The organism is Lelliottia sp. SL45 (assembly GCF_026672535.1).
Classification (GTDB): Bacteria; Pseudomonadota; Gammaproteobacteria; order Enterobacterales; family Enterobacteriaceae; genus Enterobacter; species Enterobacter nimipressuralis.
On record NZ_JAPPRH010000003.1, the window covers coordinates 946,428 to 963,482 of the forward strand.

Annotated in this window: 14 protein-coding genes, 2 tRNA genes and 1 pseudogene; 9 read left to right on the forward strand and 8 right to left on the reverse strand. The window is 56.2% G+C overall.

Translation table 11 applies throughout. The annotated features are described in order from the left end of the window. Window position 1 precedes the first annotated feature (1 nt). From dacD to OVA10_RS10405, 4 genes are all read left to right on the forward strand, one after another. Window positions 2-1,168, forward strand: a complete 1,167-nt coding sequence (dacD, locus tag OVA10_RS10390; RefSeq protein WP_100779654.1) for a serine-type D-Ala-D-Ala carboxypeptidase DacD — start codon at window positions 2-4, stop codon at window positions 1,166-1,168. 120 nt (window positions 1,169-1,288) lie between these two features. After that, window positions 1,289-1,762, forward strand: a complete 474-nt coding sequence (sbmC, locus tag OVA10_RS10395; RefSeq protein WP_100779655.1) for a DNA gyrase inhibitor SbmC — start codon at window positions 1,289-1,291, stop codon at window positions 1,760-1,762. Window positions 1,763-1,861: 99 nt separating this feature from the next. Continuing rightward, on the forward strand, window positions 1,862-2,920 hold the full coding sequence (locus OVA10_RS10400) for an FUSC family protein (RefSeq protein WP_100779656.1): 1,059 nt from the start codon (window positions 1,862-1,864) through the stop codon (window positions 2,918-2,920). A 168-nt stretch (window positions 2,921-3,088) separates the two neighbouring features. Continuing rightward, complete coding sequence (locus OVA10_RS10405) at window positions 3,089-3,424, forward strand: DUF496 family protein (protein WP_095282548.1); 336 nt, start codon at window positions 3,089-3,091, stop codon at window positions 3,422-3,424. A gap of 111 nt (window positions 3,425-3,535) precedes the next feature. Here OVA10_RS10405 and OVA10_RS10410 read toward each other — a convergent pair. Beyond that, window positions 3,536-3,611 (reverse strand) — tRNA-Asn (locus tag OVA10_RS10410). Between the two features lie 21 nt (window positions 3,612-3,632). On the opposite strand from OVA10_RS10410, the pseudogene OVA10_RS26125 reads away from it, so the two are divergent. The 3 genes and pseudogenes from OVA10_RS26125 to OVA10_RS10420 all read left to right on the forward strand — a co-directional run. After that, a pseudogene (locus OVA10_RS26125) lies at window positions 3,633-3,713 on the forward strand (DUF5951 family protein); the annotation flags it as partial. 126 nt (window positions 3,714-3,839) lie between these two features. Further along, complete coding sequence (emmdR, locus tag OVA10_RS10415) at window positions 3,840-5,282, forward strand: multidrug efflux MATE transporter EmmdR (RefSeq protein WP_268196880.1); 1,443 nt, start codon at window positions 3,840-3,842, stop codon at window positions 5,280-5,282. Between the two features lie 80 nt (window positions 5,283-5,362). Further along, window positions 5,363-5,438 (forward strand) — tRNA-Asn (locus OVA10_RS10420). Between the two features lie 95 nt (window positions 5,439-5,533). Here the strand turns inward: OVA10_RS10420 and OVA10_RS10425 are convergent. The 3 genes from OVA10_RS10425 to shiA all read right to left on the reverse strand — a co-directional run bounded on the left by OVA10_RS10425 (window position 5,534) and on the right by shiA (window position 10,166). After that, window positions 5,534-7,306, reverse strand: coding sequence for an aminopeptidase P family protein (locus tag OVA10_RS10425; protein ID WP_268195875.1), 1,773 nt, complete (start codon window positions 7,304-7,306; stop codon window positions 5,534-5,536). 15 nt (window positions 7,307-7,321) lie between these two features. Beyond that, window positions 7,322-8,776 carry an AMP nucleosidase gene (locus OVA10_RS10430; RefSeq protein WP_107703302.1) on the reverse strand — a complete coding sequence of 485 codons (1,455 nt, stop codon included), beginning with the start codon at window positions 8,774-8,776 and terminating at the stop codon, window positions 7,322-7,324. Window positions 8,777-8,852: 76 nt separating this feature from the next. Next, the gene (gene shiA / locus OVA10_RS10435) at window positions 8,853-10,166 is read right to left on the reverse strand and encodes a shikimate transporter (RefSeq protein ID WP_107703303.1); all 1,314 of its coding nucleotides are present in this window, start codon (window positions 10,164-10,166) and stop codon (window positions 8,853-8,855) included. A 223-nt stretch (window positions 10,167-10,389) separates the two neighbouring features. Here shiA and pagP point away from each other — a divergent pair, with 223 nt between their 5' ends. Further along, window positions 10,390-10,965 (forward strand): lipid IV(A) palmitoyltransferase PagP, encoded by a 576-nt coding sequence (gene pagP / locus OVA10_RS10440; RefSeq protein WP_416079026.1) that lies wholly within the window; start codon window positions 10,390-10,392, stop codon window positions 10,963-10,965. A 25-nt stretch (window positions 10,966-10,990) separates the two neighbouring features. Here the strand turns inward: pagP and OVA10_RS10445 are convergent, their stop codons facing one another. The 4 genes from OVA10_RS10445 to OVA10_RS10460 are packed head-to-tail and all read right to left on the reverse strand — an operon-like array spanning window position 10,991 to window position 16,340. Further along, window positions 10,991-11,956 carry an acyltransferase gene (locus tag OVA10_RS10445; protein ID WP_268195876.1) on the reverse strand — a complete coding sequence of 322 codons (966 nt, stop codon included), beginning with the start codon at window positions 11,954-11,956 and terminating at the stop codon, window positions 10,991-10,993. Next, entirely contained in the window at window positions 11,953-15,015 is a 3,063-nt protein-coding gene (locus OVA10_RS10450) for an efflux RND transporter permease subunit (protein ID WP_268195877.1), read from the reverse strand. Before OVA10_RS10450 ends, OVA10_RS10445 begins: the two co-directional genes overlap by 4 nt. Then, window positions 15,015-16,100: an efflux RND transporter periplasmic adaptor subunit gene (locus tag OVA10_RS10455; RefSeq protein WP_268195878.1), complete on the reverse strand. Its 1,086-nt coding sequence runs from the start codon at window positions 16,098-16,100 to the stop codon at window positions 15,015-15,017. The genes OVA10_RS10450 and OVA10_RS10455 overlap by 1 nt, the downstream gene beginning before the upstream one ends. 57 nt (window positions 16,101-16,157) lie before the next feature. Beyond that, window positions 16,158-16,340, reverse strand: a complete 183-nt coding sequence (locus OVA10_RS10460; protein WP_181827987.1) for a hypothetical protein — start codon at window positions 16,338-16,340, stop codon at window positions 16,158-16,160. A gap of 276 nt (window positions 16,341-16,616) precedes the next feature. Between OVA10_RS10460 and OVA10_RS10465 the strand changes: the two genes are divergently transcribed. Continuing rightward, window positions 16,617-17,048, forward strand: coding sequence for a universal stress protein (locus OVA10_RS10465; protein ID WP_123427489.1), 432 nt, complete (start codon window positions 16,617-16,619; stop codon window positions 17,046-17,048). The last annotated feature ends 7 nt before the right edge of the window (window positions 17,049-17,055 follow it).

Below are 17,055 nucleotides of genomic sequence, written 5' to 3' on the forward strand. Positions count from 1 at the left end.
GTTGAAACGCCGTCTGTTTATTGCTGTTTCTTTACTCGCTTCGAGTATTACGTCTGCCCTGGCTGCCGATCCCATGGACTACTCGCCGCAGCCGCCGGCCATTCAGGCAGGCTCCTGGGTGCTGATGGATTACACTACTGGTCAAATTTTAACAGCGGGCAACGAGCACCAACAGCGCAATCCGGCCAGCCTTACCAAGCTAATGACGGGCTACGTGGTCGACCGCGCGATCGACAGCCATCGTATTACCCCCGATGACATCGTGACCGTCGGGCGCGACGCGTGGGCGAAAGGCAATCCGGTGTTCGACGGGTCGTCGCTGATGTTCCTGAAAGCGGGGGATCGCGTCACCGTTCGCGACCTGAGCCGTGGCCTGATTGTGGATTCCGGTAACGACGCCTGTGTCGCCTTAGCCGACCACGTTGCAGGCGGCCAGCCGCAGTTTGTCAACATGATGAACGACTACGTGCAAAAGCTGAACCTGCGTGATACGCACTTTGAAACCGTGCACGGCCTGGACGCTCCGGGTCAGCACAGTTCGGCTTACGATCTGGCGGTGCTGTCGCGGGCGATTATTCACGGCGAGCCGGACTTCTACCACATGTACAGTGAAAAGAGTCTTACGTGGAACGGGATCACCCAGCAAAACCGTAACGGGCTGCTGTGGGATAAAACCATGAATGTCGACGGGCTGAAGACCGGGCACACTTCCGGGGCGGGCTTTAACCTGATTGCGTCGGCGGTGGACGGTCAGCGTCGCCTGATTGCTGTAGTGATGGGGGCGGACAGCCCGAAAGGGCGCGAAGATCAGGCCCGCAAGCTGCTCCACTGGGGTCAGCAAAACTTCGATACCGTGCAGATTCTGCGCAGTGGAAAACAGGTCGGCACGGAGCGCATCTGGTACGGCGATAAAGAGCAAATTTCCCTCGGTACGGATCAGGATTTCTGGCTGGCGCTGCCAAAATCAGAAGTGGCGAACATTAAAGCCAAATATGTACTCGATAAAAAAGAGCTGGAGGCGCCTATCGCCGCGCATCAGCGCGTGGGTGAAATTGAGCTGTATGACCGCGATAAAGTCGTTGCACACTGGCCGCTGGTGACGCTGGAGAAGGTCAACAAGGGCGGTCTTTTCTCACGTCTGAGCGACTATCTGCACCACAAAGCCTGACGGCCCAAAGAGCAGACTGGCACTCCTGCGAGTCTGCTCACATAATAAACATCTCGCATTTGCCGGACATAACGAATCTGCTTTATAGTGTATAAATATACAGTAATAAACGGAGGCAGTATGGACTACAGCATCAAGCAGCAACCGAAACGTAAAATCGCTGGTTTTCATATGGTTGGCCCTTGGGAGCAAACGGTCAAACAGGGTTTTGAACAGCTGGCGATGTGGGTCGATGGCAACCACATCCAGCCCCTCGAATGGGTGGCGGTCTATTACGACAATCCCGATGAAGTCCCCGCCGAAAAACTGCGCTGCGATACGGCGGTGACGGTCCCGGAAGATTTTCAGATCCCCGCGAACAGTGAAGGGGTGATCCTCACGGAAATCGCTGCGGGCGACTATGCCGTCGCCGTTGCGCGTGTCGAAAACCACGATTTTGCCACGCCGTGGTATAGCTTCTTCAACAGTCTTCTTGAAGATCACCATTACCAGATCGCTCCCAAGCCGTGCTTTGAGCGCTACCTGAACGATGGCAATGTCGATGGTTACTGGGATATCGAAATGTACGTCGCGGTGCAAAATAAAGTGGGTTGAGCAGCAATCCTGTTATTTGTGTGGTTTTTCTGTCGGACGTGATGCGTCCGGCAGAAAACACAGTACAATTGTGATTTGCCGTGTAGCTGGAGAGCGGGTGTGCGTCCCGACAAATCATTAACTCCTTTTGAAATCCGTTTATACCGACACTATCGCGTTGTGCATGGTTGTCGTATCGCGCTGGCGTTTATTCTCACTTTCCTGCTGGTGAGACTGCTGCACATCCCTGAAGGGACCTGGCCGTTAATCACGCTGGTGGTGATCATGGGGCCAATCTCTTTTTGGGGAAACGTGGTTCCGCGCGCCTTTGAGCGTATTGGCGGCACCATTTTTGGCTCCGCGCTTGGGTTGATTGCATTAAAACTGGAGCTGATTTCACTTCCCGTGATGTTGCTGTGGTGCGCAGGGGCGATGTTCCTGTGCGGCTGGCTGGCGCTCGGTAAAAAGCCCTATCAGGCGCTGTTGATTGGGATTACCCTTTCGGTGGTCGTTGGCGCCCCGGCGGGGGATATGGCCACTGCGCTCTGGCGAAGCGGCGACGTCATCCTGGGATCGCTTCTGGCGATGCTCTTCACCGGCATCTGGCCGCAGCGTGCATTCCTGCACTGGCGTATTCAGATGGCGAACTACGTGACCGCCGTCAACCGTGTCTATCAGGCGGGATTTTCCCCGAATCTGGTGGAACGCCCACGCCTCGAAAAGCATCTGCAAAAAATTCTCAACGATATCGTCAAAATGCGCGGAATTATTGCCCCCGCCAGCAAAGAGACGCATATTCAAAAGTCTATCTTTGAGGCGATTCAGACGGTCAGTCGTAATCTGGTGTGTATGCTCGAATTGCAGATCAATGCCCACTGGGCGTCGCGCGCCAGCCACTTTGTGCTGCTGAATGCCCATACGCTCAAGGAAACGCAGCAGATGACGCAGCAAACGCTGCTGACTATTGCTCACGCGCTGTATGAGGGGAACCCGCAGCCGATTCTCGCCAACAGCGAGCGGCTGAATGAGATCACCGCCGAGTTAAGAGAGCTGATTAACGAACATCAGGGCGACGGCGTGGCGGAAACGCCTATCCACGGCTATGTATGGTTGAGCATGGAAATGGCGCGGCAACTGGAGCTTTTGTCGCATCTTATCTGCCGGGCGCTGCGCAAATAAAAAGCAGCTATCTCCCGTTGTGACGCCTGCTGCTTCGATTCAGCAGCGATTGGGGTTATGATAGGATCAAACGATATAGTCATTGTCATTCGCAGCGGCTGTCAGTAAGGTTATCTGCACAGTGGTTGCTTAAACGAATCCGAATCTTACATTAGCAGGGGTATCAAAATGGAAACTACTAAGCCTTCGTTCCAGGATGTTCTGGAATTCGTCCGCCTGTTCCGCCGCAAAAACAAACTGCAGCGTGAAATCCAGGACGTTGAGAAGAAGATCCGTGACAACCAGAAACGCGTTCTGCTGCTTGATAACCTGAGCGACTACATCAAGCCAGGTATGAGCGTTGAAGCCATTCAGGGCATTATCGCCAGCATGAAAACCGACTACGAAGATCGCGTAGACGACTACATCATCAAAAATGCTGAGCTGTCCAAAGAGCGTCGTGACATCTCCAAGAAGCTGAAAGTGATTGGCGAAATCAAAAACGGCGAAGCGAAAAGCGAGTAACTGTCGCGAAGATTGATACGGCCTCTCTGCGAAAGCAGGGGGGCTTTTTTTTGGGTATTTTACAGACCCAGAAAAGCAAAAAGCCTGCTTTAAAAGCAGGCTTTTCAAATTTGGCTCCTCTGACTGGACTCGAACCAGTGACATACGGATTAACAGTCCGCCGTTCTACCGACTGAACTACAGAGGAATCGGTTAGGAGGCTTATCTTAGCGGCGAAAAAACTTTTGTCAAACCTGATCTTACACTCAATGGCTCAACTGCTGATTCTGTCGACAGTTTGTCGTCATTCTCTACAATTTTTTGTGGAAAATACTTTGCAGGATTAGCGTTTCTCCCTCATTATTTGAAATGGAGTTTCAACTTTCTCTCGTTAAGGTCCATTTTGAACGTCACTTCCGCTCTGCGCCATGCCGTCATGCGTACGCCCTGGTATGCCAAACGTAAAAGCTATCGTGTTCTGTTCTGGCGTGAAATCACCCCTCTTGCTGTGCCTATCTTTTTGGAAAACACCTGCGTCCTGCTGATGGGCGTTCTCAGCACGTTCCTCGTGAGCTGGCTGGGTAAAGAGGCGATGGCGGGCGTGGGGCTGGCGGACAGTTTTAACATGGTCGTGATGTCTTTCTTTGCGGCCATCGATCTCGGTACCACGGTGGTGGTGGCCTTTAGTCTCGGTAAACTCGACCCGAAACGCGCGCGCGAGGCGGCGAGACAATCCCTGATGATCATGACCATTTTCTCGATCATCCTGGCGGCGGTGATCCACTATTTCGGTAAAGAGATTATCGATATCGTGGCGGGGGAGGCGACCAGTGAAGTGAAAGGCCTGGCGCTGACGTACCTCGAAATGACGGTGCTGAGCTATCCGGCGGCGGCCATTACGCTCATTGGCAGCGGCGCGCTGCGCGGTGCGGGCAATACCAAAATTCCTCTGCTCATTAACGGCGGGATGAACATCCTCAATATCATCATCAGCAGCATTTTGATTTACGGGCTTTTCTCCTGGGATGGTATGGGATTTGTGGGTGCCGGGCTGGGGCTGACTATCTCCCGCTACATCGGTGCGGCTGCGATTGTTGCGGTGCTGATGATTGGTCTCAATCCCGCGCTGCGTATTTCATTGAAAAGCTACTTCCGCCCGCTGAATTTCGCCATTATCTGGGAAGTGATGGGAATCGGTATTCCTGCCAGCATTGAGTCGGTGCTGTTTAACGGCGGGAAACTGCTGACCCAGATGTTTGTCGCCGGAATGGGCACCGATGTCATCGCCGGTAACTTCATCGCGTTTTCAATCGCCTCGCTGATTAACCTGCCGGGGAACGCCCTCGGTTCGGCCTCCACAATCATCACCGGCAAACGGCTCGGCAAAGGGCAGATTGCCCAGGCGGAGCGTCAGCTGCGCCATGTGTTCTGGCTGTCAACGATTGGCCTGACGATTATCGCCTGGGGAACCGCGCCGTTCGCAGGGCTGATGGCCTCGTTCTATACCCATGAGGATGACGTTAAAGAGGTGGTTAAAATCCTCATCTGGCTGAACGCGGCCTTTATGCCGATTTGGGCGGCCTCCTGGGTGCTTCCTGCGGGGCTGAAAGGGGCGCGTGATGCGCGCTTTGCGATGTGGGTGTCGATGCTGGGCATGTGGGGCTGTCGCGTGGTGGCGGGCTATGGACTCGGGATTATGCTCGGGATGGGCGTGGTGGGCGTCTGGCTGGGGATGTTCCTCGACTGGGCGGTGCGCGGCGCACTGTTCTACTGGCGAATGGTCAGCGGCCGCTGGCTATGGAAATATCCACGCAACAAGACCACGAATGCTGCTCCTGACGTGTCAGAACGGATGACAAATGTGCGAACTGAGGAATAAAGCAGCAATCGAACGATTTTCTGCAATCTGTCTTTGACAACGAAAGGTGGCGTCGATAATATGCGCCCCGTTCACACGATTCCTCTGTAGTTCAGTCGGTAGAACGGCGGACTGTTAATCCGTATGTCACTGGTTCGAGTCCAGTCAGAGGAGCCAAATTTGAAAAGCCTGCTTTTACAGCAGGCTTTTTGCTTTTCTGCGTTCAGGGAAATTGCCCGATAGCGACTTCGCTTACCGGGCAACACGCCACGCTATCGGTTCACGCGAATCGGAGCCGTTGCTTCAAACAGCCACGGACGCGCATCGCTGTTCACCCGTGGCGATAACACATCCCGCACCTGCTGATGGTAATCATCCAGCCACTGCTTCTCTTGCTCGGTCAGGAGCGCGAGTTCCACCTGGCTCAAATCAATCGGGATCAGTGTCAGCGAGGCAAACTTGCAGAAGCCCGGCATGCTCTCCACGATCTCCACCTGATTCTCAATGCGAATACCGTGGCTGTCGGCCTGATAATATCCTGGCTCGATGGTAATGATATTCCCGGCCACCAGCGGCCACGGATTCACTTTTTTGGCGATACGCTGTGGATTTTCATGGATCAGTAGCTGATGCCCTACGCCATGGCCGGTACCGTGATCGTAATCCAGCCCCAGCTCCCACAGCGGACGGCGGGCGAACGCATCGAGCTGATGCCCCTGCGTGCCCGACGGGAACTGCAGTGAAATCAGGGATAAAAAGCCTTTCAACACGGCGGTATAGTGCAGGCGCTGCTGCGGGTCCAGCTTGCTGTACGCGAGCGTGCGGGTCGCATCGGTGGTGCCGTTCTGATACTGACCACCCGAATCATTGAGGTAGAAATGCCCGCTGGTGATCGCTTTGTTCGATGCTGCGCTGGAGTGGTAGTGACACATCGCGGCGTTACTGGCGGAGGCCGAAATCGTCTCGAAGCTCTGCTCGATAAAACCAGGCTGCTGTTCGCGGAAGACCAGCTGCTGCGCCTGCGCTTCCAGCTCGGTCAGCGGCTTGCCTGCGGCCTCGCGCTGAGGGACTTCATGAGACAGCCAGGCGAGGAAATTCACCCAGGCGGCACCGTCCTGCTGGTGGCATTCGCGATAGCCTTCCAGCTCGACCGGATTCTTATTCGCCTTCATCAGCGTCACCGGATCGGCCTGCCAGAGGATCTCTCCCTGCGGCTCAATCGCAAAACGCAGCGCGACAGGCGCGGAATCCGCATCCAGCCACACGCGCTTGCCTTCACCCAGCTGCTTGCAGCGAGGCACAAAATCATCCTGCGGCGAGACGACAATCCCCTCCAGGGCAGAGGCGGGGAGATCGCGGATTTTGTCCCCATTAACGAACCATTCCACGTCGCCCGTGCGGCTCAACAACGCAAACGAAAGCGGCACCGGGCTGGTGGGGATGTCGCAGCCACGCACGTTCAACAGCCAGGCGATGTTATCCGGCATGGTTACTGCCAGATAATCCGCGCCGTTATCCTGTAGCAACTGCGCCACACGACGACGTTTGTCGGCGCTGCTTTCACCGCTGATTGCCACCGGCATTTCGCGGATCAAGCCTGCCGGGGCGGCAGGGCGATCGGTCCAGAGCGTGTCGAAAGGCGATGTCTCAAGCGGGACAAATTCACAGGCGGTGGCGGCAAGCTGCTGATACTCGTTGTGGGTCATCAGCAGAGGATCAAAGGCGATGCGCACGCCTGCGCTCGCGTTGTTTTCCAGCCACTGGGCCAGCGGTTCGTTGTGCAGATGATGGATCGCAAAATCATCCATATTGACCTGCACACGGGCCTGCACCTGATAGCGGCCATCGACGAACAGCAGGGCGCGATCTTTAAGGACCAGCGCCAGCCCCGCAGAGCCGTCAAAGCCGGTCAGCCACGCCAGTTTTTCGAAATGTGGTGCGCAGTATTCGCTCTGCCACGCATCCGTGCGCGGCACGATCATGCCGTCGAGGCTGTTTTCCTGTAGCCACTGGCGAAGCGCCGTAAGGGGTGATGAGGTGTGCATGAGAAATCCTTGTTTTTAGCGGAACGGCGGCTCGTTAAAGGTACGCAGTTTGCGCGAATGCAGCTTGTCGCCTTCCGCACGCAGTAAATCAATCGCGCGGATACCGATCTGCAGATGTTCGGAAATCGCCCCCTCGTAGAAGCGGTTAGCCTGGCCCGGAAGTTTAATCTCACCGTGCAGCGGTTTATCGGAAACGCACAGCAGCGTGCCGTAGGGAACGCGGAAACGGTAGCCCTGGGCGGCAATGGTGGCGCTTTCCATGTCGATCGCCACCGCGCGGCTTAAGTTAAAGCGCAGGGAGGAGGCGGAGTAACGCAACTCCCAGTTACGGTCATCGGTCGTCACCACGGTGCCGGTGCGCAGGCGTTGTTTGACCTCTTCACCCGGCATTCCGCTCACCTGTTTGGTGGCGTCGTACAGGGCGCGCTGGACTTCGGCGATGCTTGGAATGGGGATATCTGGCGGCAGCACAGCGTCGAGAACATGATCGTCACGCAGATACGCGTGTGCCAGCACGTAGTCGCCAATCAGCTGGCTTTCACGCAGCCCACCGCAGTGGCCGATCATCAGCCACACGTCCGGGCGCAGCACCGCCAGATGGTCGCAAATGGTTTTAGCATTTGACGGGCCGACGCCGATGTTGATCAGGGTAATCCCCTGGCCGTCAGCGGTGATCAGGTGCCAGGCGGGCATCTGGTGCTTTTTCCACGCCAGATCGGAAATCGCCATTTCAGGCGCTTCGGTCTCGGCGGTGATCCAGATCCCACCCGCGCAGGAGAGCGCCACGTACGGGCTGTCCGGGTCGAGGATCTGGCTGCAGCCCCAGCGCACAAACTCATCTACATAGCGGGTGTAGTTGGTGAACAGCACAAAGGGCTGGAAATGTTCAACCGGGGTCCCGGTGTAGTGACGCAGGCGTGCCAGGGAGAAATCGACGCGTCGGGCATCGAAGTGCGACAGCGGAGAAAACTCCGCAGGATGGTAAATCCCATCGGCGGTCTCATCGCCAATCTGCGACAGCTCAGTGGTTGGGAAATGGCGCGTCAGCCCGGCGCTCATGGAACGGTCCAGCGTCAGCGCTGAGCCGTCGATGACGTACGGGTAAGGAATTTCATGCAGCGACGGCTCTACGGCGATATGGGCGCCGTAATCCTGATACAGCAGCGTCAGTTGCTCTTCCAGATAAGGGCGGAACAGGGAAGGGCGGGTAACGGTGGTGGAGTAGCATCCAGAATGGGTAAAGCGTGCGTAGGCGCGGGTTTTTGGCGTGGTGGTGGTGCCGCCGTCCCAGGTCACCGAAAGCGAGGGATAAACAAAAAGGCCATCGATTCTGGCCTTTTCATCAGGAAGCGTTCCGTTCTCAATATACTCGCTAATGGCGTTGCGCAGGGCGTTAACCGATTGATCGTACAACGCCTCCAGCTTTTCCAGAGCCTGAGCAGGTGTCAGGCTTAAGCCCTTATTATTCATGTCTGTCTCCTTGATCCACAGATGTGCGACGTCACTCGATAGTATGTCACCCACATGTGAAAAAAAAGTCAGGACATCATTCGTGAGACTCTTTCATCAGCAGCGCCGTCATCGCGGAGATCAGGCAGCCCGCCAGCAGATAGACCGCCACGCTCTGCCAGTTTCCGCCGGAGAAGGTCACGAGGGCGGCGGCGATAAATGGCGTAAATCCGCCGCCCACCACGCTCGCCACCTGATAGCCGACGCCCGCACCGCTGTAGCGATAGCTTGCGCCAAACATCTCAGTAAACATCGGCTGCTGCACGCACACCACCATGTCATGGGCGACATTGGCCAGCATAATGGCGAAGAACACAATCCAGAACATTGACTGGGCTTCCAGCGCCATAAAGAACGGCCAGGCGCTGAGGCTGCCAATCAGCGCCCCGGTGATGTACACGCGGCGACGACCAAAGCGATCCGCCAGCCAGGCAAAACAGGGGATCGTCAGACAGCTGATTCCGCCGACCAGCAGACCAATATTCAGAAAAAGCTCACGCGGCAGGCCGAGGTTTTGTGTCGAATAATTGAGGGCAAAGGCGGTGACGATATACATCGTCAGCAGTTCGCACAGGCGCAGGGCGATAATTTTCATGAAGGCGCCGGGATGCTGCAGCAACGCTTCCATCACCGGCAGGCGTTTTTTCGCCACCGGCGGTTCGCTCTTCTGCTTTTCAAATTCGGCGGACTCTTCCATGCCGTTGCGGATCCACAGGGCGGCCAGCACCAGCACAATGCTGAACAGGAACGGAATGCGCCAGCCCCAGCTCAGGAACTGCTCGTCGGTGGTGAGCGAACTGATGAGTGACACCAGCCCTGTTGAGAGCAACAGGCCAACGCCATACCCCACCTGCACGCCGCTGCTGTAAAAGGCTTTTTTATGTTTCGGCGCGCTTTCGACGGACAACAGCGCCGCACCGCCCCATTCGCCGCCCACGGCAAAGCCCTGAATCGCGCGCAGGGTCACCAGCAACACCGGTGCCCACCAGCCGATGGTGTCGAAGGAGGGCAGAATGCCGATCAGTGCGGTGGCGATGCCCATCATCCAGACCGTGAGCATTAACATCCGTTTGCGGCCCAGTTTGTCACCGAAGTGGCCGAAAATCACACCGCCTAACGGACGGAACAGGAAGCCGACGCCAAAGGTGGCAAACGCGGCGAGCGTGCCCATCGCCGGGCTGACCTGGGGGAAAAATTCGCGGTTAAACACCAGAGCGGCAGTGATGCCGTAGAGCAGAAAGTCATACCAGTCGACGACGGCACCGGCAAAGCTACCAAGAGCAGCGCGTCGGGCGCGGTTAAGCGATGGTGTCTCCTCGTTGGGGCGTTCGGAGATGAGGGTGGAGTCCATTTTTTGTCCTGTCAGTACCAAATTTCTAATTATTAGTATGCTAAAAGGTTGCTCACATCGTCCCCGTCAGAGAGACGGGAACAATGAGACTACCCCGACAGGCAGCAGGCGAAAACAATTTTATCCGTACTGGGCGGTAAAATTTCCAAAACGCGGCGAAGGAGTTTCCAGAAAGGGGTTACAGTAATACTTATCGCAGAACGATTTTGCTGAGGGAATGATGATGCACCCGATTCGGATTGTCTTACTCATTATGCTGATGTGGTTTGTGGCTCCCCTGTATGCTGAACCGGGCGTTTACGGGGAACAGCGCATTACCGGCTGGTGGAACAATCTTACCAGCGATGTCTCCCAGACGTGGAACGACCCGCAAAACTACGATCTCTATCTGCCCTTTTTGAGCTGGCACGCGCGCTTTATGTACGATAAAGAGAAAACCGATAAATACAATGAAATGCCGTGGGGCGGTGGGTTTGGCGTGTCCCGTTATAACGAAGCGGGGAACTGGAGTTCCCTCTACGCGATGATGTTTAAAGACTCTCATAACGAATGGCAGCCGATTATCGGCTACGGCTGGGAGAAGGGCTGGTATCTCGATAATGCGCGCGATTTTCGCCTCGGACTGGGCGTGACGGCGGGGATCACCGCCCGCCAGGACTTTGCCAACTATGTGCCGCTGCCGATTATTTTGCCGCTGTTCTCGGCCGGGTATAAACGGCTAAACGTGCAGTTCACCTATATTCCCGGTACCTATAACAACGGCAACGTGCTGTTTGCCTGGTTGCGCTACGGGTTTTAGGTGCGAGGCGCAGCGCCACCTCGCATTAAAGGGTGATGATCTTTTTCACCACCGAGTTTGACAGGGCCAGCATCGAAATCAGCACCGAGGCGATAAACGTCAGCGCAATCAGCAGCAGTTTGGTGGTGAGCGACGTCACCGGGATCAGCGAGGTGAGCAGATGAAACACGGAGTAGTGAAGAATATACACCCCGGTCATCGTTTTGCTGACGGCGGCTAAAATGGCCTCTTTGAATTCGATATTTTTCCGAAAACGCACGCCGTTGGCGGCAATCACCAGCGCCACAATCAGGATATAAATCTGGGAGCCGGTCAGAATGAACGCGTTTCGATCCGCCTTGAACAGGGCGAAAAAGAAGTGCCGCTCATAAAACCAGGTGAACAGATAAATCACCGGAATAGCCGCAATGGCCGTTTTCACGACCTTACCCTTGCTGATCCAGGCAGAAATAACCGGGTCGAAGAAGATCTGGCCGGTGAGATAGAACAGCAGCCAGGTCCAGAGCCGGTACTGCGGGGCCAGCGAGAGCAAATGTTTGTTCGGGTAGAGTGCCGACAGCAAATCATAGCTATAGGCAAAGATCAGCAGCGCGAAGGCCACGCCAATCAACAGGTTGCGCCGCTGGCTTAGCCACTCGATCAGCGGATGGAAGGTGTAAATCACGATAAAGGTGAAAACAAACCACGGCTGGATTAAATACCCGCGCTGATACGGCTCCCACAGGTAATAGACCGTCATCCAGAACAGAAAAACCATCACCACGGCTTTGATTTTATCGAGCTGCCAGCGCGAGCCGTGGCGCGACTGGGCATCCAGATATCCCGCAACCACAAAAAACAGCGGGGTGGCGATGGTCGAGATAAAGGTGAGAAAGCCAAGGATCCAGTGGTAATCGTAATCGTAGCGATCCCAGGTGTGGTACAGCGTGAAAAACGTTACCGCCGTCATGCATCCCAGCGTTTTAATGATGTTCAGCCCTGTGGGGTTCATTGGGGTCGTTCCCTCTCCGTGGGGTGGAAGCAGGCATAAATAACCGGAAGGACCAGCAGGGTCAAGACGGTTGCAAAGCCCAGGCCGAACATAATCACCACCGCCATGCTCTGGAAGAAGACATCGCGCAGCAGCGGAGCGAGGCCCAGCACCGTGGTGAAGGCGGTGAGCAGGATAGGGCGCAAACGTGACGTAGCGGCATCAACAATCGCCTGGTACTGCGCTTTGTGCTCTTTCTGCTGCTCGATCTCTTCCACCAGCACGATGCCGTTACGAATGAGCATCCCGCTCAGACTCAGCAGCCCAATGAGCGCCATAAAGCCAAAGGGAATGCCGGTGAGTAAAAAGCCCGGCGTCACGCCAATCAGCGCCAGCGGCACCGTCAGCCAGATCGCCACCGCGTTTTTCACCGAGCTAAACATCAGAATGGTGATGATAAACATCACCAGGAAACCCAGCGGCAGCGTGGTAAAAATACCCTGCTGCGCCTCGCTGGAGTTTTCCGCGTCGCCGCCCCACTCGATGCTGTAGCCGTGCGGCAACGGCAGGGCGTCAATGTCAGGTTTGACCCGCGCCAGAATATCGCCGGAGGTCTCCTGACTGAGCGGATCGGGATCGGTCTGCACCGTCAGCACCCGGCTGCGGTCCCGGCGCAGGATCAGCGGATCTTCCCACTCAAGGGCAAAGCCGCTCACCACGTTGCTCAGGGGAATATACTGCTGACGGTTTTGACTCCAGACCAGCACGTTATTCAGATGGTTTGCGTCCTGGCGCTCGCTTTCCGGCGGGCGCACGATGACCGGCAGCAGATCGGAGCCTTCCCGATACAGCCCGACGCGGCTGCCGGAGAAATTCATCTCCAGTGCGCTGTCGATATCCTGTTTATCCACCCCCAGCTCGCGCCCGGATGCCGCAACGTACTGCGGGCGAATCACTTTGCTGCGGTTTTGCCAATCATTGCGCACGCTGTCGGTAGCCGGATCGCGGGCGAGAATCGCATCCACCTGGCTTGCGATCAGGCGCAGCCGGTCCGGGTCCGGCCCTTTGATGCGCACTTCGATGGCGCTGTCGCCGGACGGGCCAAACATCACCCGTTTGGTACTGGCGTTAATTTCGGGATAGTGCCGGGCAATATCGTCGTCAACGTGGCGCGTGAGGGCGGCGATATTTCTCTGATCGTCCATGCGCACCATGATCTGCGCGTAATTGCTGTACTGGCGCTGGCCGCTGTAGGTCAGAATAAAACGCATGCTCCCCTGACCAATCGTTGAGACGGTGGTCACCACGCCGGGCTGGCCATTGATCGAGTTTTCAATCTCGCTGGTGATCTTTTCGGTCTGCGCGATATCTGTGCCGTAGGGCAGCCACAGGTCGACAAAGAAGATGGGCGTATTCGACGACGGGAAGAAGTTTTGCCGGACCGCGCCAAACCCCCAGATAGCGGCCGCCAGCAGGACCACCATCAGCGCCAGAGTGATGGCTTTGCGCTGCAGCAGGGCGTTGAGCATATGCTGATACAGGCGGTAAAACCGCTGATTATAGGGATCGGCATCCGCAGGGGCGTCAGCGGTTTTCTGCCCCTTAAACAGCCACCACTTGATCATCACCGGCGTGATGGTGAGCGCCGAGAACCAGCTCAGCAGCAGGGAGATCAGCAGCACCTGGAACAGGGATTTACAGTATTCGCCTGTTGAATCCTGGGATAAGCCAATCGGCGCAAAGGCGAGAATGGCGATCACCGTCGCGCCCAGCAGGGGTAGGGCCGAGCGGCGAATGACGTAGTTAATCGCGGTCATCAGCGTGGAGCCGCGCTGGCGTGCAATCAGCACCCCTTCGACGATCACAATCGCATTATCGACCAGCATACTCAGGGCAATAATCAGCGCGCCCAGGGAAATTCGCTGTAGCTCAATACCCCAGAGGTACATGATCAGCAACGTCCCCAGCACGTTCAGGGCCAGCGAGAGGGCGATAATGATGCCGCTGCGTAATCCCATAAAAATCAGCAGCACGCCGATCACGATTGCCAGCGCCATCAGAAAGTTAATGATAAAACCGTTCACCGAGTGGCCCACTTCGGCGGCCTGATCGTAAAACAGATCGATGTTGATGCCCGCCGGTTTTTCCGCTGACATCTGCTGCAGTTTGGCCTCCAGCGCGTGGCCCACGTCGATCACATTGACGCCCGGAATGAAGGAAACGCCCATGGTCACGGCCTGGCGGCCATTGGCATGGTAAATACTCGACGGCGAAACCGTCAGCCCGCGAGAAAGAGTGGCGATATCGCGCAGACGCGTCGCGGCCCCGACGCCGGGCGGGGTGATAATCATGTCGCCGAGTTCGTCGAGATTTTCAAATTCGCCCGTCGGGTGCAGGCGAATGGATTCGCTGCCGGAAATGATCTCCCCGGCGTTGGCGACGCTGTTTACCCGCCCCAGCAGAGTTGAAATCTGCCCGAGAGTGATCCCGCGCCCCGCCATTTTGGGGAGCGAAATGTCGACGTTAATCTGCTGCGGAACCGCACCGCCAATCGCCACTTTCCCGACGCCGGGGATGAGCACCAGCTCGCGGCGCAGCTGATCGGCATACTGGGCCAGCTCAGGGTTGGTAAAATTGTCGCCGGAGAGGGCAAAGAAAAAACCAAACACATCGCCGAAGTCGTCATTCACGAACGGTGTCACCACGCCCGGTGGAAACTGACGCGAGGCGTCGCCCACTCGGCGGCGCAGCTCATCCCAGATTTGCGGCAGTTCGTTGGAGTGGTAGCGCGAGGCGATATTCACGGTGATCTGCGACAGCCCGTTTGACGAGATCGAACTGATGTTATCGAGGTAGGGCAGCTGTTGCAGGGCATTTTCCAGCGGAAGCGTGACCTCTTCTTCCACCTGCTGGGCCGAGGCGCCGGGATAGTGGGTAATGACAACCGCCGTTTTAATAGCAAACGTGGGATCTTCGAGGCGACCAATGTTCAGCAGCGCAAAAATACCGCCGACGCCCAGCAGCAGAACCGTCAGCCAGACGCGAATGGGGTTATCGATAAACTGGCGAGAGATATCCATTACAGGCCTCGCTCGCGGGTCCAGATCCGCACCGGCTGTTGGGCGTGAAGTTCGCCGACGCCCGCAGCCACCACGCGCTCTCCGGCGCTCAGCCCTTCGGTAATGATAACCCCCTGAGCGGTAACTTGTCCGACCGCGACTTTGCGGTCTTCCAGCTGCAACGTATCACCCTCGCCTTTGACCACCCACACGTGCGGCTCGTTGCGCGGGCTGTTATCCGGATTGAACACCGCTTCCACCGGCACAACCAGCGCATTGCGCCCCGCGCCCGCCGGAAGATTCGCCAGATTGACCGTTACGGTGCCGCTAACGCCGCCGACAGCCGGGAAATCATCCGGGCGCGGCATGGTTAAAATCACCTGCCAGGTGAGGGTATTACTGTCACTGCTGCCCGTATGCTCTTTGTAAACCGCGCTGAATTCGCGCCCCGGCAGGGCGTTAATTTTCACCAGTGGGCGGTAATCAGCGTTACGGATATCCAGGGTTTTGAACAGGTTTTCGGGAATGCTAAACACCACATCGAGCAGATCCGTTCGGGTCAGGGTCACGATCGGCTGCCCGGCAGCAACCACCTGATGATTACGTACCTGAACGCTTGCCGCGGTGCCTGCAAAAGGGGCGGTGAGCGTCATCTGACTCAGCTCTTCCTGGGCGATTTTTAGGGCGGCATTGGCGGAATCACGGGTGGCGCGCTGCACGTCCATCTCGGCTTTGGAGATCGCCTGGCGTCCGGCCAGCGTCTGAAAACGATCGAACTGGCGCTGGGCAAGCGTGGCCGAGGTCTGTCGGTCTCTTACCCGCTGCTGGGCTTCGCGCGCATTGAGGCTCGCCAGCTGCTGGCCCTGTTTCACCGGGGTGCCCTGGCGGATATCGAGCGTTTCAATCTGTCCGCCGCGCTTAAAGGAGAGGTCGGTGGCATCGCCGGACTCAATTCTTGCCGGAAAGACGCGCTGTTGCGCCTGGCCTGCATCCATCACCGTGGCGACTTTCACCATTCTCGGCTGAGGCGGAACATCTGGTGCTTTTTGATCGCAGGCGGTAATACCAAGAATAAGGACCGGTATAAGCGAAACGTAACGATTCACACTATTCCCCTAATAAATAAAAACGCCATTTATTACGAATACTTACCTTGAACGGTTTTATTCGGCGAAGGCGGATACCATTAGATACGTAAAGAGTCCTACCGCGGCACTGGACACAATGGCCAGCACAATAAACAACGCGAGGCGAATCAGGCTATATCCAAACATCATTCCTCCCAGGATCTCAACGCCGGTGAGCCAGGGCGGCTCATGCAGCGTCAGTCGCAGATGTTTAAGCAAAGCATAGCCTGTGAAGCGGGAAAAGGTTAAACAGCGCCTAAAATTGGCAGGCAGATGAAATTGCTACCTTTGAATGAGATATGCGAAAGAACTCAACGTTAATTTATTATTTTTCATGAGATTAGTCAGTCGTCAGAAAATACCGAGTGTCCTGTGCTACGTTTAATAGCATCCCGTTCATTTCTTTGTACCCGGTTGTGGTGCTTATTCCCCTGTGTGTCATGACCCGTAGCGTTATTCATTACATATTCTGTTGGTAATTAAAGGATGCTCACTATGTACAGAAATATTCTGGTCCCGGTCGATGTCTATGAAATCGGGCTGGCCGATAAGGCGCTGGCTCACGCACAGTTTCTCGCCGAGGCGGCTTCCGCTGATATCCATTTACTGCATGTGATTCCAAAATTCTCGCCGGAACTGACGCGCGGGTTTATTTCCGACGCGCGAAAGATGGACGACTATATGATTAATAACGCAAAAGAAAAACTCACTGTTCTGGCGCAGAAAACCGCTTTCGCAGCCGATCGGCTCCATTTTCACGTGCGCAGCGGCAACGTGCGCGATGAGGTCACCAAACTCGCCGACGAGCTGATGGCAGAGGTGATCATTATCGGTTCGCGCAACCCGAATATTCAGACCCATTTGCTCGGCTCGGATGCGGCCAATATTGTTCGCTATGCCCACGTTCCGGTTTTTGTCGTGCGCTGAGAGCGAA

Excerpts from the sequence above, each read along its gene's own strand:
- OVA10_RS10425 (WP_268195875.1), bottom strand. The coding sequence starts at position 7,306 with ATGCACACCTCATCACCCCTTACGGCGCTTCGCCAGTGGCTACAGGAA.
- sbmC (WP_100779655.1), top strand. The coding sequence starts at position 1,289 with ATGGACTACAGCATCAAGCAGCAACCGAAACGTAAAATCGCTGGTTTT.
- pagP (WP_416079026.1), top strand. The coding sequence starts at position 10,390 with ATGCACCCGATTCGGATTGTCTTACTCATTATGCTGATGTGGTTTGTG.
- OVA10_RS10405 (WP_095282548.1), top strand. The coding sequence starts at position 3,089 with ATGGAAACTACTAAGCCTTCGTTCCAGGATGTTCTGGAATTCGTCCGC.
- OVA10_RS10430 (WP_107703302.1), bottom strand. The coding sequence starts at position 8,776 with ATGAATAATAAGGGCTTAAGCCTGACACCTGCTCAGGCTCTGGAAAAG.
- OVA10_RS10445 (WP_268195876.1), bottom strand. The coding sequence starts at position 11,956 with ATGAACCCCACAGGGCTGAACATCATTAAAACGCTGGGATGCATGACG.
- shiA (WP_107703303.1), bottom strand. The coding sequence starts at position 10,166 with ATGGACTCCACCCTCATCTCCGAACGCCCCAACGAGGAGACACCATCG.
- OVA10_RS10450 (WP_268195877.1), bottom strand. The coding sequence starts at position 15,015 with ATGGATATCTCTCGCCAGTTTATCGATAACCCCATTCGCGTCTGGCTG.
- emmdR (WP_268196880.1), top strand. The coding sequence starts at position 3,840 with ATGCGTACGCCCTGGTATGCCAAACGTAAAAGCTATCGTGTTCTGTTC.
- OVA10_RS10465 (WP_123427489.1), top strand. The coding sequence starts at position 16,617 with ATGTACAGAAATATTCTGGTCCCGGTCGATGTCTATGAAATCGGGCTG.